The organism is Erwinia sp. CGal63, from assembly GCF_037026505.1.
Taxonomy (GTDB): domain Bacteria; phylum Pseudomonadota; class Gammaproteobacteria; order Enterobacterales; family Enterobacteriaceae; genus Erwinia.
Window position 1 is genome coordinate 322664 of the sequence record NZ_JAKUMN010000005.1, and the last position, 23303, is coordinate 345966.

Genomic DNA, 23303 nt, shown 5'->3' on the forward strand with positions numbered 1-23303 from the left:
CAGTTAAAAGGGCGACCTGAGCCGCCCTGCGAAGCATCAGGCGCTTTTACGCAGCAGTCCCTGCTTTTTCAGCCAGATCAGCAGAATGGAGATAGCGGCAGGCGTGATCCCTGAAATACGGGAAGCCTGGCCGATAGATCCCGGCCGATGATCGTTCAGCTTGGCGATGGCCTCATTGGAGAGACCGCTGACTTTTTGATAATCCATATCCGTAGGCAGCAGCGTATTTTCGTTACGCAGCTGGCGATCGATCTCTTCCTGCTGACGAGCGATATAGCCTTCGTATTTCACCTGAATCTCAACCTGCTCGGCGGCCTGAGCGTCGCTCAGCGCTGGCGCGAAGGTGCTCAGCGTCATCAGCTGCTCATAGGTCATCTCTGGCCGGCGCAGCAGATCTTCGCCGTTGGCCTCTTTGGTCAGCGCAGCGCTAAGCACGCCGTTAACCTCATCCACCGCTTCGGATTTTGGATGCACCCAGATATCGCGCAGACGCTGGCGTTCCTGCTCAATGCTCTCCAGCTTCTCGTTGAAGCGCGCCCAGCGAGCATCATCCACCAGACCCAGCTCGCGCCCTTCGGCGGTCAGGCGCAGATCGGCGTTGTCTTCGCGCAGCATCAGGCGATATTCCGCCCTTGAGGTAAACATGCGGTAGGGCTCTTTGGTGCCCAGCGTGCAGAGATCGTCAACCAGCACCCCCAGATAGGCCTGATCGCGGCGTGGCGCCCAGGTCTCTTTGTCAGCAGAGAGGCGCCCGGCGTTAAGACCAGCCAGCAGACCTTGCGCCGCCGCTTCTTCGTAGCCGGTGGTGCCGTTGATCTGTCCGGCAAAGAACAGACCTTCGATAAATTTACTTTCCAGCGTAGGCTTCAGATCGCGCGGATCGAAGAAGTCATACTCAATGGCATAGCCCGGACGAACGATCTTCGCGTTCTCCATTCCCTGCATCGAGTGAACAATTTTCATCTGCACATCAAACGGCAGGCTGGTGGAGATGCCGTTCGGGTAGATTTCGTTACTGGTCAGCCCTTCCGGCTCCAGGAAAATCTGGTGCGCGTTGCGATCGGCGAAGCGCATTACCTTGTCTTCGATAGAAGGACAGTAGCGCGGGCCGACGCCTTCAATCACGCCAGCGTACATTGGGCTGCGATCCAGATTGCTGCGAATAACGTCGTGCGTTTTCTCGTTGGTATAGGTGATATAGCAAGGCACCTGCTGCGGATGCTGCGCCACATTGCCCATAAACGAGAAGACCGGCAGTGGCGTATCGCCATGCTGCGGCGCCAGGACGCTGAAATCGATGGTGCGCGCGTCAATGCGCGGCGGCGTACCGGTTTTCAGTCGGCTGACGCGCAAAGGCAGCTCGCGCAGTCGACGCGCCAGCGGGATCGAAGGCGGATCGCCAGCACGGCCACCGCTGTAGTTGTCGAGCCCGATATGGATCTTGCCGTCCAGGAAGGTGCCAACGGTCAGCACAACCGCTTTGGCGCGGAATTTCAGCCCCATCTGGGTCACGGCGCCTACGACGCGATCGTTCTCCACAATCAGATCGTCGACCGCCTGCTGGAAGATCATCAGGTTCGGCTGATTCTCCAGCGCGGTACGTACGGCCTGCCGATAGAGCACGCGATCCGCCTGAGCACGGGTGGCGCGAACCGCCGGGCCTTTGCTCGCGTTTAGTATCCTGAACTGAATGCCGGCCTGGTCGATAGCGTGTGCCATCAGGCCGCCCAGCGCATCCACTTCTTTAACCAGATGTCCTTTTCCGATGCCACCGATCGCTGGATTGCAGGACATTTGTCCAAGCGTATCAATGTTATGCGTTAAAAGCAGGGTTTGCTGACCCATTCGGGCTGCCGCCATAGCGGCTTCCGTGCCCGCATGACCACCACCGATCACGATGACGTCAAAAGGATCTGGATAAAACATGGTACTGAACCTCGCGGTTGTGCGATTAAGAAAGTGGGGGTTGCCCGGGGCGTGAATTCTACTCAACTTTGGCCGAAGGTGAAAGCGCAGGGTCAGAAGCGTATTAAAAAGAAGATCTTTTTTATTTAAAGATCTCCTTATTGGATCTTCTATTAGGATCGTCGATCTCTGTGGATAAGCCTTTTTTCCTTACCAGGATCATCAGCTTACTAGGGATCGTTTGCTGTGAAAGATCGGTGATCCTGCGCCGTATAAGCTGGGATCAAAAAGGCATGTTATGCACAGGCACAGGCAAGTAGTCAGGTTGTTATTTGGATAACCACCGGTTATTACCGCTGGATCTGTGTAGTTATCCACAGTTGATCGCTAAATAAATCAGCAGATCCGGGAAAAATTTACAAAACCAGGGTCGTTTTTAAGCCGTCGGAAGAGCCAATCGGGCGATCCGACGACGGGATCGTCAGCCGATCAGCGTTTTCCAGTGCTCAACCCAGACCTCTGCGGGATCCTCCGGAATTTCATGTTCCAGCATGTCGATATCTAAACGATCGCCAATCCTTGTAGCGCCTCGAGCTGTTAACAGCTTGTCCATTTTGTCGATCGCGCCGCAGAAAAGATCGTACTCGCGATTGCCGATGCCAACGGCACCGTAGCGAAGCTGGCTCAAATCGGGCTGCTGTTCTTCTATTTCGTCAAACAGCGGCTGCAGATTGTCCGGCAGGTCGCCTGCGCCGTGGGTGGAGGTCACCACCAGCCAGATCCCCGTTAAAGAAAGCTCTTTCAGCTCCGGGCCGTGCAACAGCTCGGTGGAGAAACCGGCATCCTCCAGTTTTTCAGCCAGATGCTCAGCTACGTATTCCGCGCTGCCTAAGGTGCTGCCGCTGATTAAAGTTACGTCCGCCATGTGAGATCCCTGTTTGCTAAAGGCGGGTATTGTACGTTGTGATCAAGCAGGGATCTACCTGTGGAAAAATAGGGTTTTTATTTGGGGCGCCTGGCTTATTTGCCATTTTCGCTTCGGGCAGTGCTCGCGGTCCTCACGTACTTAAGTACGCTGCGGGCGCTGTGCGCTGGCCGAACCGAAACTGACTGCGCCGCCGACGACGCATATGACGAAGAAAAAAAGGAAAAAATTAGCTGTGGATATTTTTGTGCACAGATCAGGGTTTGATCGTACGCATGATCGGGTTTTGCAGGGAAATTAAGGTTTCGGTGGACTGGATCTCGTCAATGGTCTGGATCTTGTTGATCAACACCTGTTGTAGGGCATCAATCGAGCGGCACATCACCTTAATAAAGATGCTGTAATGCCCGGTGGTGTACCAGGCTTCGACCACTTCATCCAGCGCATCCAGCTTCGCCAGCGCGGAAGGATAGTCTCTGGCGCTCTTCAGGATGATGCCGATAAAACAGCAGACGTCGTAGCCAAGCTGGCGAGGATCTATCTCTACGCGCGTGCCTTTGATAATGCCTGCCTGCTTCATCTTCTCTACGCGAACATGGATGGTGCCGGGACTAACGTTAAACTGCTTGGCCAGTTCGGCATAGGCGGTGCGCGCGTTGGCTAACAGCGCGTTGAGGATACCGCGATCGAGATCGTCCGGTTGCATATTATCGGCCATACAGGCTCCTGAATTGAGTATTGTTCAATTTATAACGGGATAATGTGCAGGAAATCTAAAATGCAGGCAACAAAATAGCGGATAGCTTGCGCTATCCGCCAGGTATAAAGAATCGGGTCGCGTTGAACCGCTACGCTTTAACGCTTACGCCATATCGTCAGCTGCGCCAGCGTATGCTGATATTTGCGCGCCGTCTCGCGGATCACAAAAGGCACATCCTGCGGCGCGGCAATCTCTTCGAAATCGGCGGCCAGCAGACGCTGGAGCGCCTGATAGGTGGTCAGCGCCTCGCCGTTCTCGCGGATGCCGCCCAGCCAGTTCTCTTTTGGCGTGTACTCTTCCAGCCAGGTGTAAGGCGAAGAGAGCAGCAGCACGCCGCCGGAGTTGATCATTTTGGCGATATCCTGCAGAAAACGCTTTGGCTGACGCAGTCGGTCAATCAGGTTAGAGGCCAGCACCAGATCGTAACCCGCTTGCTGCGGCTTGAGGTTACAGGCGTCGCCCTGCACAAACTGGATGCGCTTAGCCTGTTCAACATCCAGCCCGAAATCCTTCAGCCGCACCTGGCGATACTCCACCAGCTCGCCCTCTTCCTGAGTGACGTAGCGGAAATCCTGCCCGCTGGTCAGCTGCAGCGCCACATCGATAAAGCGCGCGGAGTAATCCATGCCGACCACTTCATCGAAATAGCGGGCAAGCTCAAAACTGGCGCGGCCCGTTGCGCAGCCGATATCCAGCGCGCGACCGCGTTTTTCCGTCATTGTGCAGGCGATATCCACCAGCGCTTTGGCGTAGTTTTCGGTACCGAAGTAGCTCGGGCCATACTGAAAATCGAGATACTGCGACACCATGCTGTCGGTTTCATAAGGATTCAGCGACATCTTTTCCTGATGCGTGGAAACCACGTAGCGGAAGCCCGCGTGCTGGAAAAAGTGGCGGCGGAAAGCGTAGCGGGAAGATTTGATCGCCTCGTTGCCGGTGGAGATCCAGCTACCGCCTTTGATCAGCGCGTGTTTACCGTCGAACGTCGGCGTAGAGAAATCATCGTAGAGCGGATGCACTTTAAAGCCTTCCAGCCCGTTGATTGGCGTGGTGGTCCACTGCCAGACGTTGCCGACCAGATCGAAAAAGTCGTCCTGAGCAAAGCGATCTACCGGGCAGGAAGAAGCCCACCAGGCGAGATTAAGGTTGCCTGGCGCTTTCAGCCAGCGATCGCCTTCGACCCGCTCACGCAGCAGCAGCCATTCAGCTTCGCTGGGCAGCTGAATCGACTGACCGGTTTCATCGGCTTTCCAGCGGCAGAACGCCGCCGCTTCCAGCTGGTTAACCTCGACCGGCCAGTCCCAGGGCATGGCGACCTCTTCGGTCATCAGACGCAGGCGCAAATTAGCCGGATCTTGCGGCGAACCGAGCCAGAAAGTCGGCATCGTGGCCTGCGCGAAATTACGCCAGCCTAAGCCTTCTTCATCCCACCAGCGATCGTCCTGATAGCCGCCCGCCGCAACGAATTCAAAAAACTCCGCGTTGCTGGCCAGCATCTGGCTGGCTTTAAAAGGCTTCACCTCTGTCGTCAGCGTGCCGTATTCGTTATCCCAGCCGTAGGTATCGTCGGTTTTGCCCTGCGTGACCCGCGCGCCTTCAACGGCGATGAGTTTGTTCTGCGGCACGTCCTGACGATCGTGGCGCGCGTCCGGACAGGCTGGCCAGCCAGGCTGCGGCTGAACCCACTCAATCGGCAGCTGGCGGATCAATACGCTGGAGGTTTCCAGATGGATACGCTCGTGCTCAATACCCATCAGGATCGCCCAGGCCGGGCTTTCCCAGCCGATAGGCAGCGTTAGCGGCATACTCTTTATAAAGTTTTCGACAACTGAACGCACTCTGCCGCGATAGTCGCGCAGCTCCGCCAGCGTCGGCCACTGATAGTGCGTGGCGTCCAGATCGTCCCAGCTCATCTCGTCCACGCCGATCGCCATCATCGCTTCGATATGATCGTCGATACGGTTTTCGATCAGGCCAGCTGCCATCAGCTTATTGATATAAAAAGTCGCGGTATGGCCGAAATAGAACACCAGCGGATGGCGCAGCGGGTTTGCTTTGGCGTAGTAAGCCTGTTCGTCGGCAAGAGAGTCGAACAGACTTTCATAAAGCGTCCACGTTTGTTGGAAATAACTGAGCAGTTCCTGCCTTTTTTGTTCTGCATCGCTGCCGTTAAGCAGCAGCGTGCGCGTTGGTGCAGGTAAAGTTGAAGCCTGGTGATGTTGTGCCACGTAATACTCCTGAGAACCGTAGGCAAAAAGCGTACCTATGACTATAGCAGCAGAGTGTTACCAGATAGCGACAGAGCGAAATTTAGCGACGCCAGCGACGTAGCAGGCGGCTTTTCAGACCAGTGTCAAAGCGCCAGATATGGTCGAAGATGCGCATAATGCCCGGTTTTCCATGATCGGACAGCGCAACAGCGTGAAAACGCTGTTGCTGAGTGATTTGGTGTTTTTTAATGATCTTTACCAGCTCTTCCGGCAGCCGCTGAGCGATAAAATCGGAAAGAATCACCGCATCGGCATCGTTCCACTGCGGCATCGCCAGCCGTTTCAGCACCGCCTGCAGGCAGGCCGCCAGATCGGTGCCGCCGCGAAAGCGCTGGCTGAGAAAGCGGATCGCCTGGGCGATGCCGTCGTCTGCGGTCAGCTCATAGCCCACGACTTCATGGGCGAACAGCATAACGTAGCAGCGGCGGTTATCCGCCAGCGCCACCTTCAGCAGCGCCAGGCAAAAGGCTTTGGCGCAGCGTTCGTTGAAGCCGCCCATTGAACCAGAGGTATCCACGCAGACAATAAAAGGCCCGCGCGGCTGTTCGTCATGCTGCTGGTGGCTAACCGGCCGCAGCGAAACCTTGTCGTGCCAGGCTTCGCCCTGCAGCCGATAGGTCAGCAGCCGTTTCTCCACCAGCCGGCGATAAAATTCCAGCTCCAGCTCGCTGATGCCCAGCGCCGCCAGCTCCGGCGGCAGCAGGCGCAGCACGTCGTCGCTCTGGTGAATGCCACTGACTTCTTCCGGCACGCTTTCCGGCTCTCTCACTAACTGGTGAAACGCTTCCAGCGGCGCTTCTTCGCTCAGCACCGCTTTCGCCTCGCGGCTGCGGCCCAGCTGCTCCGCCAGTTTTTGCAGCATCGGCTGCTGCGTCAGGAAATCGCCATAGTCGACGATCAGCTGATAGTCGCCGCGCTGCAGCGGGCTTTTGCTCAAATCCCACAGGCGGCTGGCAGCGGCTTCACTGTCGTCCGACAGCACCGGCGCCAGCTGGCCGCTCATCGCCAGCCTTTGCTGCAGCTCCGCCAGCAGCTTTTCGCGCTCGCTGTCGAGCAGCTGCTGGTTCAGCGACAGGGTTTGCAGCGTCAGGCTCAGGCGCCAGCGCTGTAAAAACAGCGTCTGCTGCGGCTCGCTCATGCTCTGGCCGATGTCGATATGCGCCACCAGCTCGCGGGCTTTTTCCGCAAAAGGCGAACGATGGCTATCCAGATAAAGCAGGATTTCCGGCAGCTTGAGGCAAAAATCCCCGTGACCGAGCAGCTGGCACTGGCGGAAGAGGTTAAACTCTCCGGCCAGATCCTCCGGCACTGCCGTTTGCTTCAGCTGCGCCAGAATTTCACTCTTCCAGCGCGGCAGATCGTGCAGCAGCGCCTTCTTCATGCCGGGAAACTTTTCGAAAAAAAGAGCGAGCTGCGGGCTGGCCAGCAGCGCTACCACCAGCTCTTCGATCAGCTCGCCTTCGCTGACCGCCAGAAACGCGCTGAGCGTGTCTAACGATATCAACGGCGCACCTGTTTCAGCTGGTCGGCGACCTGCTGCAGACTCTCTTCGATCCTGGCGAGCCAGTCGTCGCTGATAAACAGGCAGCGATGATGCTGGCTGAATAGCGTGCGCTGGGCGTGCAGCTGCGCTTCCACCTCGTCGAGGGCGTCGATAATTTCCTGCGGCAGCTCGTTGTTCAGCGGCTGGCCCGGCAGCATCAGCCGCGAGGGCTGTAGGCTGACGTCGCGCAGCGTCAGGCAATCATTGCCGTCGACATGCAGATCCAGTGCCTGGGCAAAACCGATGCCGTTAAGCTTGCCGCGCGCCTCGCCGCCTTTCTGCAGCCAGTGCTGCAGCGTTTCGCGACCTATAACGATATGGTTGACCTGCATATCGTGCAGCACCAGCGGCTTTTGCAGCAGCAGCGTCAGCGTCTCTGCAGAGAGCGCGGCGGGCAGCTCATAGTGCGGCTTGCGTACGAACATGCCGCCATGCTTTTCCAGCTTTATCGCCTGCTCCACGCTTTTTTCCTGCTGCAGGCTCAGCCGGCGCGTGGCGATCTGCTGCAGCTTGATCAGCATCGGCTGCTGTTGCCAGGCCTGCTGGGTGATCAGGTTGTCGATTTCTCTGTCCAGCAGCTTCATGGACGCCACGTCATGCCAGAGGCAATCTTTCAGCAGGATCAGATCCACCGGCGCGATCGCTTTGCGCCCGCTGTAAAAGGCGCAGGCCTGCAGCAGGTGGATCGCTTTTTTCCAGCGTCGATCGGATATATAGGGCGCTTCCGGCAGGCTCTCCAGCTGCTGGCGCAGCAGAAAAATCAGCTCAAACACCTCATCCGGCAGCGCGACCTGCGTGATACCTTTCTGCCATTCGCTATACTCTTCATCGGTGATGCAGAGCGATTCCGTCACGGGATTGCTGTTTTCATCCTGCTGGTGCGTCAACATGCTCTTGAAGTTCTGCTTCTCATGCACGTTGTCCAGCCACAGGCGGATCAGCATACGGTCATAGAGCGCTTCCAGCCCGCTGTCGGCTTCGGGCAGTTCGTTGGAGGCGGTGATCAGCAGCCGCATCGGAATCTGCTCTTCGCAGTCGCCGTTGCGGAAGCGGCGCTCGTTGATGGCGGTCAGCAGCGTGTTCAGAATGGCCGGGCCGGCTTTCCAGATTTCATCCAGGAACACGATTTCGGCATCGGGCAGATAGCCTTTAGTCAGTCGCTGGTAGCGTCCTTCATCTTTCAGCGCCTGAATGGAAAGCGGGCCGAAAACTTCTTCCGGCGTGGAGAAGCGGGTCATCAAATATTCAAAAGCGCGGGCGTGTTGGAAGGCGTATTTCAGGCGGCGGGCGATCAGGCTTTTGGCGATGCCCGGCGGCCCAAGCAGGAAGACGCTTTCGCCGCTCAACGCCGCCAGCAAACAAAGGCGAATAGCATGATGTCTTTCATAAAGTCCCTTTTCCAGGGCGTTGCTGAGGCGTGCGATTCTTTCCGCCAGGCGGTGAGGTTGGGACATCATCAAACATTCATCCTTTTCTACGTTCTGGCCATTATGGGAACTGGCGAGCGCAAACACTACTGGTTATGATGCTTGAAAGAGTTGATACGCGTCAGCTTTTTTCTTGTCAAAGGGTGACACAGGCCATTGAAGTCGCTTTCCACACTTTAATTAAGGATAGGCATTCAGAATGATTCGTGCATACTGTGCGTTTTTTGATGGCTTGAGCCGGACGCAGTCCAGCAATCAGCTCCAACAAAAGATCCTTCTATGAGTTCTGACAAAAAACAGTCCCTGGGCGCCGTAACTCTTGCGGCAATCGGCGTCGTGTATGGTGATATCGGCACCAGTCCTCTCTATACCCTCAGAGAGTGCCTCTCCGGCCAGTTTGGTTTTGGCGTTGAGCGCGATGCCGTATTCGGCTTTCTTTCTCTGATTTTCTGGCTGCTGGTGCTGGTCGTATCGCTAAAATATATCAGCTACGTGATGCGGGCGGATAACGCTGGCGAAGGCGGTATCCTGACGCTGATGTCGCTGGCGGGGCGCAATACCGGCGCCAGAGCCACGGCGATACTGGTGATTATGGGATTGATCGGCGGCAGCTTCTTCTACGGCGAGGTGGTGATTACGCCTGCCGTTTCGGTACTTTCCGCTATCGAAGGGCTGGAGATCGCCGCGCCCAATCTCGACGCCTATATAGTGCCGCTGGCGATTGCCGTACTGACGCTGCTGTTTGTGATTCAAAAGCACGGTACCGGGATTGTCGGCAAGCTCTTCGCGCCGGTAATGCTGCTGTGGTTTATCATTCTGGCCGTACTGGGCGCTCGCGGCATTATGTCCAACCCTGATGTGCTGCACGCGCTGAACCCCTGGTGGGCGATGCACTTCTTTTTTGAATACAAAACCGTATCTTTCTTTGCGCTGGGCGCGGTGGTGCTGGCGATCACCGGCGTGGAAGCGCTCTATGCGGATATGGGACACTTCGGCAAGCTGCCTATCCGGCTGGCCTGGTTTATTGCGGTGCTGCCGTCGCTGGTACTGAACTACTTTGGTCAGGGCGCGCTGCTGTTGAAACATCCTGAAGCGATTAAAAACCCGTTCTTCCTGCTGGCGCCGGACTGGGCGCTTATTCCGATGCTGATCCTGGCGACGCTGGCGACGGTTATCGCTTCCCAGGCGGTTATTTCCGGCGTCTTCTCGCTGACTCGCCAGGCGGTTCGTCTCGGCTATCTGCCGCCGATGCGCATCGTCCATACTTCAGAAGAGGAATCGGGGCAGATCTATATTCCGGTGATCAACTGGATACTGTTTTTCTCCGTGGTGATTGTGATCGTCGGCTTTAAGCATTCCAGCAACCTGGCCGCCGCCTACGGCATTGCCGTCACCGGCACTATGGTGCTGACCGCTATTCTTTGCACCACGGTGGCAATCAAGAACTGGCACTGGAATCGCTATCTGGTGCTGTTTATTCTGCTTTGCATGCTCTGTATCGACCTCTCGCTCTTTTCGGCCAACCTGGTGAAGGTTTTCTCCGGCGGCTGGCTGCCGCTGAGCCTGGCGCTGGTAATGCTGGTGATTATGACCACCTGGAAAAGCGAACGATTCCGCCTGCTGCGCCGTATGCACGAGCACGGCAACTCGCTGGAGGCGATGATCGCCTCGCTGGAGAAATCGCCGCCGGTACGCGTGCCTGGTACCGCCGTCTATATGTCGCGCGCGCTGAACGTCATTCCGTTCGCTATGCTGCATAATCTTAAACATAACAAAGTACTGCATGAAAGAGTGGTGCTGCTGACCCTGCGGACGGAGGATGCGCCTTACGTACACAACGTGCGCCGCGTCTCTATTGAACAGCTGTCGCCAACTTTCTGGCGCGTGGTGGCGAGCTATGGCTGGCGTGAAACGCCGAATATGGAAGAAATCTTTCATCGCTGTGGCCTGGAAGGACTGAACTGCCGGATGATGGAAACCTCGTTCTTTATGTCGCACGAGTCCCTGATTATCGGCAAACGTCCATGGTATCTGCGGCTGCGCGGCAAGCTTTTTATGACCCTGCAACGCAACGCCCTGCGCGCGCCAGACCAGTTTGAGATCCCGCCAAACCGGGTTATCGAATTAGGCACTCAGGTCGAGATTTAACCTCTTAAAGGCCGACATCCGTCGGCCTTTCTCTTTCCCGCCGAACATATCAGCTTACATTCTCCTGATTCCCTCTGAGAAATGAGACGCGTTCTTGTGCTATTGCTTAAAAGCTGTACAAGGCATGCAGCTTTCGGCTGCAGGAAACCGAACAAAAGGGAGAAGTTACAATGAGGTTACATCATGCGATTGAAGTAAACGCGCCCCGCGAAAAAGTTTATCTGGCCCTGACTGACATTGGGCAAATGGCCGTCTGGCACAAGGGCAGCGTGCGCGGCGCGATCGCGCCTGGCGCCGAGTTGCATCTGCAAACGGAAAACGGACTGGATTTCGGCTGGCGAACCGACACGCTCGAAGCTAATCGCGAATTGAGTCAGACCTGCATCAACGGGCCGGGCAATTCAGCAGGAAAAACGTTACAAATTTCCCTTAAGGATAAAAATGGCGGCACGCTGGTTACGCTGAGCGACGGTGAATGGCAGCAGGACGCTCCCCATCTGCCGCTTTGCAACACGCACTGGGCTGGCGTGCTGCATAACCTGAAAACCGTGGTGGAGAACAGGGAGGTTGAACGATGAAAAAAAATCATCCCCATTATGAAGTCATAAACCCCGGCGATCCTCATCCTTTAGGCTGGAAAGTGCCGCCGGTAGACGATCTGCGCTCCGCTATCGAACTGCTGAAAACGATCCCCGGTCACTATCTGGAAACCGATCGCGAAGTCGATCCCAATGCTGAGCTGGCAGGCGTTTATCGCCATATCGGCGCTGGCGGCACGGTAATGCGCCCAACGCGCATCGGCCCGGCGATGACCTTCAATAATATCAAGGGATTTCCTGACTCAAGAGTGCTGGTGGGCCTGCTGGCCAGCCGCGATCGCGTCAGTTATCTGCTGGGCGCGCCGAAGCGCGAGCTGAGCATACAGATGGGAAAAGCCCGCGTTGCGGTAATCCCGCCGGTAGAGATTGGCGATAAGCCAGCGCCCTGTCAGGAAGTGGTTTACCGCGCAGAAGATGAGGGCTTCGATTTGCGCAAGCTGCTGCCCGCGCCGACCAATACGCCGGATGATGCCGGCCCCTATTTCTGTATGGGACTGGCGTTAAGCAGCGATCCTGACGACCGGGAAAACGTGGATGTGACTATTCATCGCCTGTGCGTGCAGAGCAAGGATGAGCTGTCGATTTTCTTCGCACCGGGACGCCATATCGACGCTTTCCGTCGCAAAGCTGAAGCGCGCGGCGAACCGCTGGCTATTTCCATTAATATGGGACTGGATCCGGCTATCTATATTGGCGCAGAGTTCGAAGCGCCTACTACGCCTTTTGGGTTTAACGAGCTTTGTGTGGCTGGCGGCCTGCGCGGCAAGCCGGTTGAGCTGGTGGAATGCCAGACCGTGCCGCAAAAAGCGATCGCCAAAGCGGAGATCGTTATTGAAGGCGTTATCCTGCCCGACGTGCGCGTGGCGGAAGATCAAAACAGCGGGACAGGCAAGGCAATGCCGGAATTCCCAGGCTATACGGGCGATGCGAATCCCTCTTTGCCGGTGATTAAAGTAACCGCTATCACCACCCGTAAAAACCCTATCCTGCAAACGCTGGTCGGCCCGGGCGAAGAGCATGTCAGCCTGGCCGGCATCCCTACCGAAGCCAGTATCTATAACGCGATGCAGGATGCGCTTCCGGGTCTGCTGAAAAACGTCTATGCGCACAGCGCGGGCGGCGGCAAATTTCTGGCAATCCTGCAGCTGGCGAAACGCAGCGCCGCCGATGATGGCAATGCCCGGCAGGCTGCGCTGATTGCGCTGGCGGTCTATCGCGAGTTGAAAAACGTCATCCTGGTGGATGAGGATGTCGACCTGTTCGACAGCGACGATGTGCTATGGGCGATGCAGACCCGCTATCAGGGCGATACCGATACGGTTTTTGTACCAGGCGTAACGGGACACGTGCTGGATCCGTCACAGACGCCGGAGTACAACCCGAAGCTGGCAGCAAAAGGCACAACTTGTAAAACCATTTTTGACTGCACGGTGCCCTGGCATCTGAAAGAGCATTTTGTCCGCGCGCAGTTTAAAGAGGTCGATCCCAGCCTTTGGGCGCCGTCGCTCTTCGGACGCCCGGCAGAATGACCTGACGCTTTTCAGTGCGGCGCGCTTCTGACCGCTTTTGCCAGGCCGCCGCTTCGCATAAGCTGGCGCAGCAACGAGCCTGGCCTGTTCGCCAGGCTTCGTACTTGCTGGCGTCCGCTGCATGATCCCTTTTTGCTACCGGCCATCTGCTTTCTCCTTTGTCACTGGCCGCCGTCGCGCATTATCCTGCCCGGCTATCGATTCCGGTCACCACGCCAGTTTTACCTCGAAGCCGCCGTGGTTCCGGTTGCCGTAATGCATCTGCATACCATGCAGCCGCGCGATACGGTTAACGATGGAAAGCCCCAGGCCGCTGCCCGATTTCTCCTGGCCTGGCGGACGGTAAAAACGCTGTCCCAGCCTTTGCAGCGCCTCTTCATCGACGCCAGGCCCGTCGTCCAGCACGGTAAGCGCCTTATCGTGAAGGCTCAGCACGACTTTGCCGCCGGCGCGACCATAGCGCAGGGCGTTCTCCAGCAGGTTACGCACCAGCAGCGACAGCAGCAAAGCATTGCCGCTGCGGATCACAGGAGAAGGCGCCTCCAGCTCGATCTCCATTCCGGCCGCCTGCGCCTGCGGAAAGTGTTCGGCCACCACCTGCTGCAGCAGCTGGCGTAAATCCAGCTGTTCGGTCGCCAGATCCTCTTCGCTGTCGAGTTTTGAAAGCGTAAGCAGCTGATCCACCAGACGGGTAGCGCGATCGATGCCGAGATCCAGATTCCCTAACGCGTGGCGCCGCGCCGTTTCATCGTCGTGGGCCAGCTGCGCGACCTCTGCCTGCACCTTGAGCGCCGCCAGCGGGCTTCTCAACTCATGGGCGGCGTCGGAAGTGAACCGCCGTTCACGCAGCAGCATCTCGCCGATTCGCGCAAACAGCGAATTCAGCTCCGTCAGCAACGGTTTCACTTCGTTCGGTACGCGTTTTTCCACCAGCGGCGTTCCGTCGTCCGGCGCGCGATGACGCAGCTGGCTGGCGATTCTTTTTAGCGGCGCCAGCTCGTGCGTCACCAGCCACAGCAGCAGCAGCAGCATGATCGGCAGCGCGATCAGCCACGGGATCAGATTGGTCTGGACGATATCGCGGGTCATATCCTCGCGGTATTCCCATTCCTGACCTACCACCACCACATATTTTTTATCCGGCGTGGGCAGCCAGACCATGCGCCACAAATCATCGTCATCTTTCAGCCTGCCGTTGGTAAAACCATCACGTTTGTAGCTGAAAAGGAAATCCTTGCCGTTGTCGCCATCGTTAATCACCATGCGCCCATCCGCAGTGAACACGGCGAAGGCCAGCGCGTCGTCCTCCTGTTCGCCGCGATGATGCTTCAGCAGCTTTTTAGTCTTCGGCAGCGTCAGCGGTTCATGGCTTAACTGTTCAGGGTTCATGGTCGCCAGTCTTTTGGCGAACAGCATCTGCTGGGTATCGAACAGCTGATTGATATTATGGCGTGTCTGCCACCATGAACCGAGGCTGGCTGCGCCCCAACAGATTAGCGTCAGCAGCAGAAAGCCCAGCATCAGGCGCAGGCGCAGGCTTAAACGGCGCATCAGGGATCTCCCAGCGTGTAACCGACGCCGTGAACGGTGCGAATAAACTGGCTGCCCAGCTTTTTGCGCAGATGATGGATATGGACCTCGACCGCGTTGCTGGAGACATCGTCATCCCAGCCGTAGAGCTTCTCCTCCAGCTGCGAGCGGGTCAGTACCCGGCCGGCGTTGAGCAGAAACAGCTCCAGCAGCGCCAGCTCGCGCGACTTCAGCGCCAGCGGTTCGCCGTTCAGCGTCGCCGTATGCGAGCCAGGCTCCATCGCTACCGCGCCATGGGTCAGGACGGGTTGCAGATGGCCGTGGCGACGACGGATCAGCGCCTGTAGCCTGGCAGCGACCTCGGCCAGCGCAAAGGGCTTGCAAAGATAGTCGTCAGCGCCCTGCTGTAGTCCGGCCACTCGCTGCTCCAGCGCATCCCGCGCGGTCAGGATCAGCACCGGCTCGTCCCGCCCCTGCTGGCGCCAGTCGCGCAGGATCGCCAGGCCGTCGATACCGGGCAGGCTCAAATCCAGGACCACCGCATCATAGGCAACGGCGTAAAGCGCGGCCTGTCCCTCTTTGCCTTCGGTAAACCAGTCGACGCTGAAGCCCAGCTTGCTCAGTCCTGCTTTAATGCCATCGCCAATCAGGCGATCGTCCTCAATGACCAGAATTTTCATTACGGCATCCTCTGTAATTCACGGCTTTATACGAAAGAAGATGAATGCTGTACAGGTAAAAATTGGCGAAGATAGCCGTTTTTCGGCACGGCTCGCAAAGTGGCCATTTCATGATGTTTCTTAAGATCCTGTTAAGAAATTTTTGCTTAACTTACAGCCGAAGAACAGTAATCGCGCAGCAAAGGCTGCACTACTCCACGGAATAAAGGTGACTATGATGAAAAAAACGGCTGCTTTATTAGCTATCGCTGCACTGGTTTCTGGCCCTGTTTTCGCTGCTCAGACGGGCGGTTTCAACGACCCGGCCGCGCCGGCAGCTAAAACCCAGCAGGGCGGTTTCAGCGGGCAGGAAGCCGTTGTCACGGTAAAACAGGCGCAGGATATGCCGGATGACGCCTGGGTAACGATGCGCGGCACCATTGAAAAACGCATCAGCGATGACGACTACATTTTCCGCGATGAGACCGGCACCATGAAAGTGGATATCGACCATAAGCGCTGGGAAGGCCAGAACATCACGCCAAAAGATAAAGTCGAGCTTCAGGGCGAACTGGATAAGGATTTTAACTCGGTCGAGCTGGATGTGAAAAAAGTCCGTAAGCTCGGCAACTAAGCGCTATCTGCGGGCGAGCGCCCGCAGTAAAGCATCAGCCGATCAGGGCGCTGGCCGCCGCGCGATGTCGGGCAATTAACGAGTCGAGATCCATATCCGGGATAGCGCCCGCGACAACCCGCCATTTGCCGGCAATCATCACGTAATCCGCGCGCTCCGCGCCGCACAGGATCAGCGCAGCAATGGGATCGTGGCTGCCGCTGAAGCGTAGCTCATCCAGCCGGAACATCGCCAGGTCGGCCTGCATCCCCGGACGCAGTTCGCCAATATCGCTGCGTCCCAGCAGCTGGGCCGAACCCCGCGTCGCCCAACCCAATACCTTCTGCGGCGTAATGCGTTCGGCGCCATAGCGCAGCCGCTGCAGGTAAAGCGCCTGGCGGGTTTCATACATCAGGTTAGAAGCGTCATTGGAAGCGGAGCCGTCCACGCCCAGGCCTACCGGCGCGCCAGCCGCTTCCAGATCCAGCGTCGGACAGATACCGGAAGCCAGACGCATATTAGAAACGGGACAGTGGCAAATACCCGTGCCTGCCGCGCCAAGACGATGGATTTCATCCGCGTTGAAATGAATACCGTGCGCCAGCCAGGTTCTCGGGCCAAGCCAGCCAACCTTTTCCAGATAGTCCACGGTTCGCAGGCCGAAACGGTCCAGGCAAAACTGCTCTTCATTCAGCGTTTCCGCCAGATGCGTATGCAGGCGAACATCTTCCTGCGCCGCCAGCCGCGCGCTCTCTGTCATTATCTCTTCCGTTACGGAAAACGGCGAGCAGGGCGCCAGCGCGATCTGGATCTGCGCGCCCGCGCCTCGTTGGTGATAGCGGCGGATCAGGCGCAAACTGTCTTCCAGAATCGCTTCGCCACTCTGTACGGTTTGCTGCGGCGGCAGTCCGCCCTGTTCTTCGCCCAGGCTCATTGAGCCGCGTGTTAACAGCGCCCGCATACCCAGCTGCTTTACCACTTCGACCTGAATATCAATGGCCTCTTCCATACCATCGGGAAAGAGGTAGTGGTGATCGCTGGCGGTTGTGCAGCCGGAAAGCAGCAGCTCCGCCATCGCTACCTGGCTGGCCAGCGCCAGCGCTTCCGGACGCAGCCTGGCCCAGACCGGATAGAGCCTTTTCAGCCACGGAAACAGCGGCTGGTTGACGACCGGCGCCCAGGCGCGGGTCAGCGTCTGATAGAAATGATGATGGGTGTTGATCAATCCCGGCAGCACCACATGCTGAGCGGCGTCTTTGGTTTCATCGCAGGGCGCTGAGGGCGACTGACCGGCGGCCAGCACTTCCACTATCTGCTGGTTTTCGATAACCAGCCCGCCTTGTCCATCGATCCCTTCCGGGGTAAAAACAGCCAGCGGATTTTTAATCCAGATACGTTGAGCGGCCATAGCCAGCTTCTCCTTTAAAGATAAAGTTAAGCCAGCTCAGTTATGCCCTGTCTGCTGATCCAGGGGACGCTCGCGCGTCGGTTATTTTTCCGCGAGCAGCACGCTTTCCGCTTCCGCCTGACTTTTCCGCGCAGGATCGGCCGGCAGCAGCAGGTTTAACGCGATAGCCACCAGGCCGCCAGCGGTGATAGCGGAGCCGAACAGGCTGCTGAAGATTGGCGGTAAATGGCGTAAAAACTCAGGCTGCGCTTCAACGCCCAGGCCGATGCCGAAGGAGACGGCGATAATCATCATATCGCGGCGCGAAAGCGGCGACTGAGTCATGATGCGGATCCCGGCAGCCAGCACGCTGCCAAACATCACCAGCGTGGCGCCGCCGAGCACCGGCGCCGGGATCTGTTGGATCACGCCGCCAAAAGCGGGAAACAGACCAATAAGCAGCAGCAGCCCGCCGATCCACATGCCCACGTAGCGGCTGGCGACGCCGGTCATTTGGATCACGCCGTTGTTTTGGGCGAAAGTCGTATTCGGCAGCGCGGAAAACAGGCCCGCCAGGAAACAGCTTACGCCGTCGGCCAGGATGCCGCCGCGCAGACGCTGCAGATAGCTTTCCCCCTGTACAGGCTGACGCGACAGCAGACAGTTGGCGGTGATATCGCCGACGGCTTCCAGAATGCTGATTAGCGAAATCAGCGCGACGGGCAGGAAAAGAGAGAAATCGAAGCGAAAGCCAAAGCGCCACGGCTGTGGAACAGCGATCCATTCAGTGGAGTAGGGGTGCCAGCTTAGCTTGCCGGCCAGCGCGGCGGCAATGCAGCCCGCCACGATACCGACGATGACCGCAGAAAGCCGAAGCCAGCGGCTGCGGGTATGGCTGAGCAAGACTATCGTGCCCAGCGTCAGCAGGCCCAACAGCAAATTAGAAGTGGCGCCGAAATCCGTCGCGCCGTGTCCGCCGCCCCAGTCTGTGATGCTGACCTTAATCAGGCTGATGCCAATCAGACAGATAACCGTGCCGCTGATCAGCGGCGTGATCGCGCGCCTGAGCTGACTGATAAAACGGCTGACCACCACAGGAATAAAGGCTGCTACCGTAGTCAGGCCGAAAATGGTCGCCATCACCTCTTCCGACGTGCCGCCCTGTTGTTTCACATGGAAGCCTGCCGCCAGAATCACGCTAAGAAAAGCGAAGCTGGTGCCCTGCAGGCAGATCATGCCGGCACCGACCTGCATGATGCGCCGCGCCTGCAGAAAGGTGCCCAGCCCGGAAACGAACAGCGACATGCTAATCAGCCAGGGCAGCCAGGCGTTCAGGCCCAGCGCCGTACCGACAATCAGAGGCGGCGTAATGATGCCGACCAGGCTTGCCAGCACGTGTTGCAGCGCGGTAAAGAAAGCCACTGCGGCGGCTGGTTTCTCCTCCAGCCCGTAAATCAGATCGGAAGGTTCGTTTGCAGACATAACATAGCTCCGGGGATCGTGGAACTCAGGTTATGCATGAAACAAGCCAGGCTGGATAGATTTCGCGCGTTTACTTTTACCCAATGAAAAAACTACCTTTATTTATTAAGCGCACTGTTACGAAAGTTTCATCGCAAACAACTTGTACAAATTTGGTGCATTCAGGCCGGGTGATGCACTGCTTTTGATTAGCTGGTCATTGTCGACAGGTGCATAACGGCGGGCGAACGGTCAAAACGACGCCAGGCCAGCGCGATATCGGTATTCAACGTTGCCTCGTCAATGGGACGGAACACCACGCCAGCATGAGCTATACAGCACAGCGACGCGGGCACGATAGCGAAACCGAAACCGGCGGCGACCATGCCGATAGATGAGGAGATCTGCGGCGACTGCTGGCCGGTATGCGGCTGGAAACCGGCGCGCAGGCAGGCGCTGATCACCAGTTCATACAGGCTTGGCGCCACCTCGCGCGGGAACATAATCAGCGTATCCTGAGCCAGCTGCGACAGCGAAACCTGCGGCTGCGCGGCCAGCGCGTGGCTGGCGGGCAGCGCCACCAGCATCTTTTCGCTGGCTATCACCTTCAGATTGAAGGCTCTGCTGCTTTCACAAGGCAGACGCACAAAAGCCGCGTCCAGTAATCCTTCCTGCAAATCGTGCATCAGCGATGCCATATTCTGCTCGCGCGTTAGCAGCTTCATGGCCGGATAGCGCGCCTGAAAATCTTTCATTAAGGCAAAAGTGGCCGGATGAAAGGCGACCGAGCTGGCGACGCCCAGCGAAAGCTTGCCTGTTACTCCGCGAGCGATGCCTTTGGCTTTCTCCAGCGCATGGCCGGTCAGCTCCAGAATCTGACAGGCATCCTGATAAAAGGCTTCGCCCGCTTCCGTCAGCTCCACGCCGCGCGTCAGCCTTTTCAGCAACGGCGTACCTATCTCGCGCTCCAGACGCAGGATCTGCTGGCTGAGCGGTGGCTGTGAGATCCCCAGCATTTCTGCGGCGCGCGTAAAGTGATGCGTTTGCGCGACCGCGACAAAATAACGCAGATGGCGGAGTTCCATATCAAATACGTCTCAAAGTGATGGGCTTTCTATATTGGAATCCAGGACTGAATCGAGTCAACATTCAATTAGTAATCCTGAACTGTTTAAGCATAGAGGCATCTCATGAAACATTCTGTAACCGACTGTTTATGTGAGCAACAGCTGGTTTCCACCGTCAGCGCGCTCCGTCAGCACAGACCAGAAAGCGTTATCTATCAGACCTCTTTGATGAGCGCGCTGCTGAGTGGCGTCTATGAAGGCGACGTAACCGTAGCCGACCTGCTGAAGAAAGGCGATTTTGGCCTGGGCACCTTTAACCAGCTTGATGGCGAACTGATCGCTTTCGACAGCGAAGTCTATCAGCTGCGCTCCGACGGCAGCGCGCGGGAAGCCGATCCGCAGCAGAAAACGCCTTTTGCGGTCATGACTTTCTTTCAGCCGCAGTATCGGCATCGTTTTTCCGCGCCAGCCAGTCGTCAGGCTATTCACGACCTGATCGACAGCCAGGTCACCTCAGATAACCAGTTTTGCGCGCTGCGTATAAACGGTCATTTTACCGCTGCCTCTACCCGCACCGTGCCCTGTCAGCATCGGCCTTACCGCTCGATGCCAGAGGTGCTCGGCCAGCAGCCGACCTTTCAATTCAGCCAGCGTAACGGCGTGCTGATTGGTTTCCGCACGCCGCAATATATGCAGGGCATCAACGTGGCGGGCTATCACGAACATTTTATTACCGACGATCGCCAGGGCGGCGGCCATCTGCTGGATTACCAGCTGGAAGAAGGCGAGCTGACCTTCGGCGAAATCAGCCGGCTGGTGATCGATCTGCCAGGCGACAGCGATTTTCTGCAGGCCAATCTGAATCCGGAAAATCTGGATTCCGCCATTCGCTCCGTTGAAAGCTAATCCTGAGGAATTGAGATGAAAAACCCAACCGAAACCGCACTCTGGCAGCACGGCGCCGATTTGGTCGTGGCACAGCTGGAAGCGCAGGGCGTGAAACAGGTCTTCGGCATTCCCGGCGCGAAGATCGACAAAATGTTTGATTCGCTGGTGGATTCCACCATCCAGACCATTCCGGTGCGCCACGAAGCCAATGCGGCCTTTATGGCTGCGGCGGTAGGTCGGCTTACCGGCAACGCGGGCGTCGCGCTGGTGACTTCCGGGCCAGGCTGCTCGAACCTTATTACCGGTATGGCGACCGCCACCAGCGAAGGCGATCCTGTTGTGGCGCTGGGCGGACAGGTGAAAAGAGCCGACAGCGCTAAACAGGTTCACCAGAGCATGGACACCGTGTCGATGTTCCGTCCGGTCACCAAATATGCCGTGGAGGTCACCGATTCCAACGCGCTGGCGGAAGTGGTTTCCAACGCCTTTCGCCACGCCGAGCATGGTCGTGGCGGCGGCGCCTTCGTCAGCCTGCCGCAGGATATCGTCGATCAGCCCGCTCGCGGCCAGCTATTGACCAGCAAAGGTCAGCTGCTGCTCGGCGCGGCGCCGGACGCCGCTATTGCCGCAGTGGCTACGCAAATTGCCAAAGCGAAAAACCCGGTGCTGCTGCTGGGCCTGATGGCCAGCCAGCCGGAAAACAGCGATGCTATCCATCGGTTGCTGGAGCGCAGCCGCATTCCGGTTACCAGCACCTATCAGGCGGCTGGCGCGGTCAGGCAGGAACACTTCTCGCGCTTTGCGGGGCGCGTCGGATTATTCAATAACCAGGCGGGCGATCGCCTGCTGCGTGAAGCGGATCTGATTATCACTATCGGCTATAGCCCGGTTGAGTATGAACCGGCAATGTGGAACAGCGGCGCCGCTACGCTGGTGCATATCGACGTGCTGCCTTCCGATATGGATAACTTCTACCTGCCCGACGCGGAACTGGTGGGCGATATCGCCGCCACGCTCGATAAGCTGACCGCGCGTATCGACACGCCCTTACAGCTCAGCGCGGAAGCGGCGGCTATCCTGGACGATCGCCAGCAGCAGCGTCGGTTACTCTCCTCGCAGGGACAAAACCTCAATCAGTTCGCCCTACATCCGCTGCGTATCGTGCGCGCCATGCAGGACATCATCAACAGCGACGTGACGCTGACCGTGGATATGGGCAGTTTCCATATCTGGATTGCGCGCTATCTCTACAGCTTCCGCGCCCGTCAGATCATGATCTCCAACGGCCAGCAAACGATGGGCGTGGCGCTGCCTTGGGCTATCGGCGCATGGCTGGTGGATCCGAGCCGTAAGGTGGTGTCGGTTTCCGGCGACGGCGGCTTTTTGCAATCCAGTATGGAACTGGAAACCGCCGTCAGGCTGAAAGCCAATATCCTGCATATCATCTGGGTCGACGAGGCCTACAACATGGTGGCGATGCAGGAAGAGAAGAAATACCAGCGCGTTTCCGGCGTGAAGTTTGGGCCGGTCGATTTTAAAGCCTATGCGCAGGCCTTCGGCGCCGCCGGTTTCGCCGTGGAAAGCGCGGCCGATCTGGAGCCGACGCTGCGTAAGGCGATGGATGTTAACGGGCCTGCCGTGGTCGCCGTGCCGGTGGATTACGCCGACAATCCGATGCTGATGGGCCAGCTGCATCTCAGCCAGATACTGTAAAGCGTTCAAGGAGATAAGATGAAAACGAAAGTAGCTTTAGTCACGGGTAGCGGACAGGGGATCGGCAAAGCGATCGCGCTGCGTCTGGCGAAAGACGGTTTCGCCGTAGCGGTGGCCGACTTTAACGCGCAGACGGCGCGACAGGTAGCTGACGAGATCGCCAGCGCGGGCGGCAAAGCCATAGCGGTAACTGTCGACGTCTCAAAGCGCGACCAGGTTATCGCAGCGGTAGAGCAGGCGCGCAAAGAGCTGGGCGGATTTGACGTTATCGTCAATAACGCGGGCATCGCGCCGACCACGCCGATTGAAGAGATCACCGCGGAAATGGTCGACAAAGTTTACGATATCAACGTAAAAGGCGTGATTTGGGGAATGCAGGCGGCGATTCAGGCGTTTAAAGCCGAAGGCCACGGTGGCAAAATTATTAACGCCTGTTCGCAGGCGGGCCACGTCGGCAATCCTGAACTGGCGATCTACAGCTCCAGCAAGTTCGCCGTGCGCGGCCTGACGCAGACCGCCGCCCGCGATCTGGCGCCGCTGGGCATTACCGTCAACGCCTACTGTCCCGGCATTGTTAAAACGCCAATGTGGGATGAGATCGACCGTCAGGTATCGGAAGCGGCAGGCAAGCCGCTGGGTTACGGTACGGCGGAGTTCGCCAAACGCATCACGCTTGGTCGCCTTTCCGAACCGGAAGACGTTTCCGCCTGCGTCTCTTTCCTGGCCGGGCCGGACTCGGACTATATGACCGGGCAGTCGCTGCTGATTGACGGCGGGATGGTCTTTAACTGATTTAGCCGCCAGCCGTTCGCGCCCGCGGGCGGCTGATTTTGATGACCGATTGCCGTTGCTGTTTTGTTAGATACGGTTAACGAAACG

General features: G+C 57.6%; 18 protein-coding genes. 7 read left to right on the forward strand and 11 right to left on the reverse strand.

Going from position 1 to position 23303, the window contains the following annotated elements; genetic code table 11:
- Positions 1-36: 36 nt before the first annotated feature.
- The 6 genes from mnmG to ravA all read right to left on the reverse strand — a co-directional run bounded on the left by mnmG (position 37) and on the right by ravA (position 8857).
- The gene (mnmG, locus tag MKZ79_RS16680) at positions 37-1926 is read right to left on the reverse strand and encodes a tRNA uridine-5-carboxymethylaminomethyl(34) synthesis enzyme MnmG (RefSeq protein WP_336143696.1); all 1890 of its coding nucleotides are present in this window, start codon (positions 1924-1926) and stop codon (positions 37-39) included.
- Between the two features lie 460 nt (positions 1927-2386).
- Positions 2387-2830: an FMN-binding protein MioC gene (gene mioC, locus MKZ79_RS16685; protein WP_336143697.1), complete on the reverse strand. Its 444-nt coding sequence runs from the start codon at positions 2828-2830 to the stop codon at positions 2387-2389.
- Positions 2831-3086: 256 nt separating this feature from the next.
- On the reverse strand, positions 3087-3548 hold the full coding sequence (gene asnC, locus MKZ79_RS16690) for a transcriptional regulator AsnC (RefSeq protein ID WP_336143698.1): 462 nt from the start codon (positions 3546-3548) through the stop codon (positions 3087-3089).
- A 137-nt stretch (positions 3549-3685) separates the two neighbouring features.
- A complete protein-coding gene (ovoA, locus tag MKZ79_RS16695; RefSeq protein ID WP_336143700.1) occupies positions 3686-5818 on the reverse strand; it encodes a 5-histidylcysteine sulfoxide synthase in 2133 nt (710 codons plus the stop codon).
- 82 nt (positions 5819-5900) lie between these two features.
- Positions 5901-7364 carry an ATPase RavA stimulator ViaA gene (gene viaA / locus MKZ79_RS16700; RefSeq protein WP_336143701.1) on the reverse strand — a complete coding sequence of 488 codons (1464 nt, stop codon included), beginning with the start codon at positions 7362-7364 and terminating at the stop codon, positions 5901-5903.
- Positions 7361-8857 (reverse strand): ATPase RavA, encoded by a 1497-nt coding sequence (ravA, locus tag MKZ79_RS16705; RefSeq protein WP_336143734.1) that lies wholly within the window; start codon positions 8855-8857, stop codon positions 7361-7363. Before ravA ends, viaA begins: the two co-directional genes overlap by 4 nt.
- A 252-nt stretch (positions 8858-9109) precedes the next feature.
- Between ravA and kup the strand changes: the two genes are divergently transcribed.
- From kup to MKZ79_RS16720, 3 genes are all read left to right on the forward strand, one after another.
- Positions 9110-10978 carry a low affinity potassium transporter Kup gene (gene kup, locus MKZ79_RS16710; protein WP_336143702.1) on the forward strand — a complete coding sequence of 623 codons (1869 nt, stop codon included), beginning with the start codon at positions 9110-9112 and terminating at the stop codon, positions 10976-10978.
- Between the two features lie 170 nt (positions 10979-11148).
- Positions 11149-11556, forward strand: a complete 408-nt coding sequence (locus MKZ79_RS16715) for an SRPBCC family protein (RefSeq protein ID WP_336143703.1) — start codon at positions 11149-11151, stop codon at positions 11554-11556.
- Positions 11553-13106 (forward strand): UbiD family decarboxylase, encoded by a 1554-nt coding sequence (locus MKZ79_RS16720; RefSeq protein ID WP_336143704.1) that lies wholly within the window; start codon positions 11553-11555, stop codon positions 13104-13106. The genes MKZ79_RS16715 and MKZ79_RS16720 overlap by 4 nt, the downstream gene beginning before the upstream one ends.
- A 207-nt stretch (positions 13107-13313) precedes the next feature.
- Here the strand turns inward: MKZ79_RS16720 and qseC are convergent, their stop codons facing one another.
- Positions 13314-14657 (reverse strand): quorum sensing histidine kinase QseC, encoded by a 1344-nt coding sequence (gene qseC, locus MKZ79_RS16725; RefSeq protein ID WP_336143705.1) that lies wholly within the window; start codon positions 14655-14657, stop codon positions 13314-13316.
- A complete protein-coding gene (gene qseB, locus MKZ79_RS16730) occupies positions 14657-15316 on the reverse strand; it encodes a quorum sensing response regulator transcription factor QseB (RefSeq protein WP_336143706.1) in 660 nt (219 codons plus the stop codon). Before qseB ends, qseC begins: the two co-directional genes overlap by 1 nt.
- Positions 15317-15533: 217 nt before the next feature.
- Between qseB and MKZ79_RS16735 the strand changes: the two genes are divergently transcribed.
- The gene (locus tag MKZ79_RS16735; protein WP_336143707.1) at positions 15534-15929 is read left to right on the forward strand and encodes a YgiW/YdeI family stress tolerance OB fold protein; all 396 of its coding nucleotides are present in this window, start codon (positions 15534-15536) and stop codon (positions 15927-15929) included.
- 34 nt (positions 15930-15963) lie between these two features.
- Here the strand turns inward: MKZ79_RS16735 and MKZ79_RS16740 are convergent, their stop codons facing one another.
- The 3 genes from MKZ79_RS16740 to MKZ79_RS16750 form a co-directional block, all read right to left on the reverse strand.
- Positions 15964-17316 carry an 8-oxoguanine deaminase gene (locus MKZ79_RS16740; RefSeq protein ID WP_336143708.1) on the reverse strand — a complete coding sequence of 451 codons (1353 nt, stop codon included), beginning with the start codon at positions 17314-17316 and terminating at the stop codon, positions 15964-15966.
- An 81-nt stretch (positions 17317-17397) separates the two neighbouring features.
- On the reverse strand, positions 17398-18777 hold the full coding sequence (locus MKZ79_RS16745) for a nucleobase:cation symporter-2 family protein (RefSeq protein ID WP_336143709.1): 1380 nt from the start codon (positions 18775-18777) through the stop codon (positions 17398-17400).
- Positions 18778-18965: 188 nt separating this feature from the next.
- The gene (locus MKZ79_RS16750; protein WP_336143710.1) at positions 18966-19841 is read right to left on the reverse strand and encodes a LysR family transcriptional regulator; all 876 of its coding nucleotides are present in this window, start codon (positions 19839-19841) and stop codon (positions 18966-18968) included.
- A gap of 105 nt (positions 19842-19946) precedes the next feature.
- Between MKZ79_RS16750 and budA the strand changes: the two genes are divergently transcribed.
- From budA to MKZ79_RS16765, 3 genes are read left to right on the forward strand one after another with little or no spacing between them, the layout of a single operon-like run.
- Entirely contained in the window at positions 19947-20729 is a 783-nt protein-coding gene (gene budA / locus MKZ79_RS16755) for an acetolactate decarboxylase (protein ID WP_336143711.1), read from the forward strand.
- Between the two features lie 15 nt (positions 20730-20744).
- Positions 20745-22424 carry an acetolactate synthase AlsS gene (alsS, locus tag MKZ79_RS16760; RefSeq protein ID WP_336143712.1) on the forward strand — a complete coding sequence of 560 codons (1680 nt, stop codon included), beginning with the start codon at positions 20745-20747 and terminating at the stop codon, positions 22422-22424.
- 18 nt (positions 22425-22442) lie between these two features.
- Entirely contained in the window at positions 22443-23216 is a 774-nt protein-coding gene (locus tag MKZ79_RS16765; protein ID WP_336143714.1) for a (S)-acetoin forming diacetyl reductase, read from the forward strand.
- Positions 23217-23303: the final 87 nt, after the last annotated feature.

What these genes read in the sequence shown, in the direction of transcription:
- mnmG (WP_336143696.1), bottom strand. Translation starts at nt 1,926, where the DNA reads ATGTTTTATCCAGATCCTTTTGACGTCATCGTGATCGGTGGTGGTCAT.
- mioC (WP_336143697.1), bottom strand. Translation starts at nt 2,830, where the DNA reads ATGGCGGACGTAACTTTAATCAGCGGCAGCACCTTAGGCAGCGCGGAA.
- asnC (WP_336143698.1), bottom strand. Translation starts at nt 3,548, where the DNA reads ATGGCCGATAATATGCAACCGGACGATCTCGATCGCGGTATCCTCAAC.
- ravA (WP_336143734.1), bottom strand. Translation starts at nt 8,857, where the DNA reads ATGTCCCAACCTCACCGCCTGGCGGAAAGAATCGCACGCCTCAGCAAC.
- kup (WP_336143702.1), top strand. Translation starts at nt 9,110, where the DNA reads ATGAGTTCTGACAAAAAACAGTCCCTGGGCGCCGTAACTCTTGCGGCA.
- MKZ79_RS16715 (WP_336143703.1), top strand. Translation starts at nt 11,149, where the DNA reads ATGAGGTTACATCATGCGATTGAAGTAAACGCGCCCCGCGAAAAAGTT.
- MKZ79_RS16720 (WP_336143704.1), top strand. Translation starts at nt 11,553, where the DNA reads ATGAAAAAAAATCATCCCCATTATGAAGTCATAAACCCCGGCGATCCT.
- qseC (WP_336143705.1), bottom strand. Translation starts at nt 14,657, where the DNA reads ATGCGCCGTTTAAGCCTGCGCCTGCGCCTGATGCTGGGCTTTCTGCTG.
- qseB (WP_336143706.1), bottom strand. Translation starts at nt 15,316, where the DNA reads ATGAAAATTCTGGTCATTGAGGACGATCGCCTGATTGGCGATGGCATT.
- MKZ79_RS16735 (WP_336143707.1), top strand. Translation starts at nt 15,534, where the DNA reads ATGAAAAAAACGGCTGCTTTATTAGCTATCGCTGCACTGGTTTCTGGC.
- MKZ79_RS16740 (WP_336143708.1), bottom strand. Translation starts at nt 17,316, where the DNA reads ATGGCCGCTCAACGTATCTGGATTAAAAATCCGCTGGCTGTTTTTACC.
- MKZ79_RS16745 (WP_336143709.1), bottom strand. Translation starts at nt 18,777, where the DNA reads ATGTCTGCAAACGAACCTTCCGATCTGATTTACGGGCTGGAGGAGAAA.
- MKZ79_RS16750 (WP_336143710.1), bottom strand. Translation starts at nt 19,841, where the DNA reads ATGGAACTCCGCCATCTGCGTTATTTTGTCGCGGTCGCGCAAACGCAT.
- budA (WP_336143711.1), top strand. Translation starts at nt 19,947, where the DNA reads ATGAAACATTCTGTAACCGACTGTTTATGTGAGCAACAGCTGGTTTCC.
- alsS (WP_336143712.1), top strand. Translation starts at nt 20,745, where the DNA reads ATGAAAAACCCAACCGAAACCGCACTCTGGCAGCACGGCGCCGATTTG.
- MKZ79_RS16765 (WP_336143714.1), top strand. Translation starts at nt 22,443, where the DNA reads ATGAAAACGAAAGTAGCTTTAGTCACGGGTAGCGGACAGGGGATCGGC.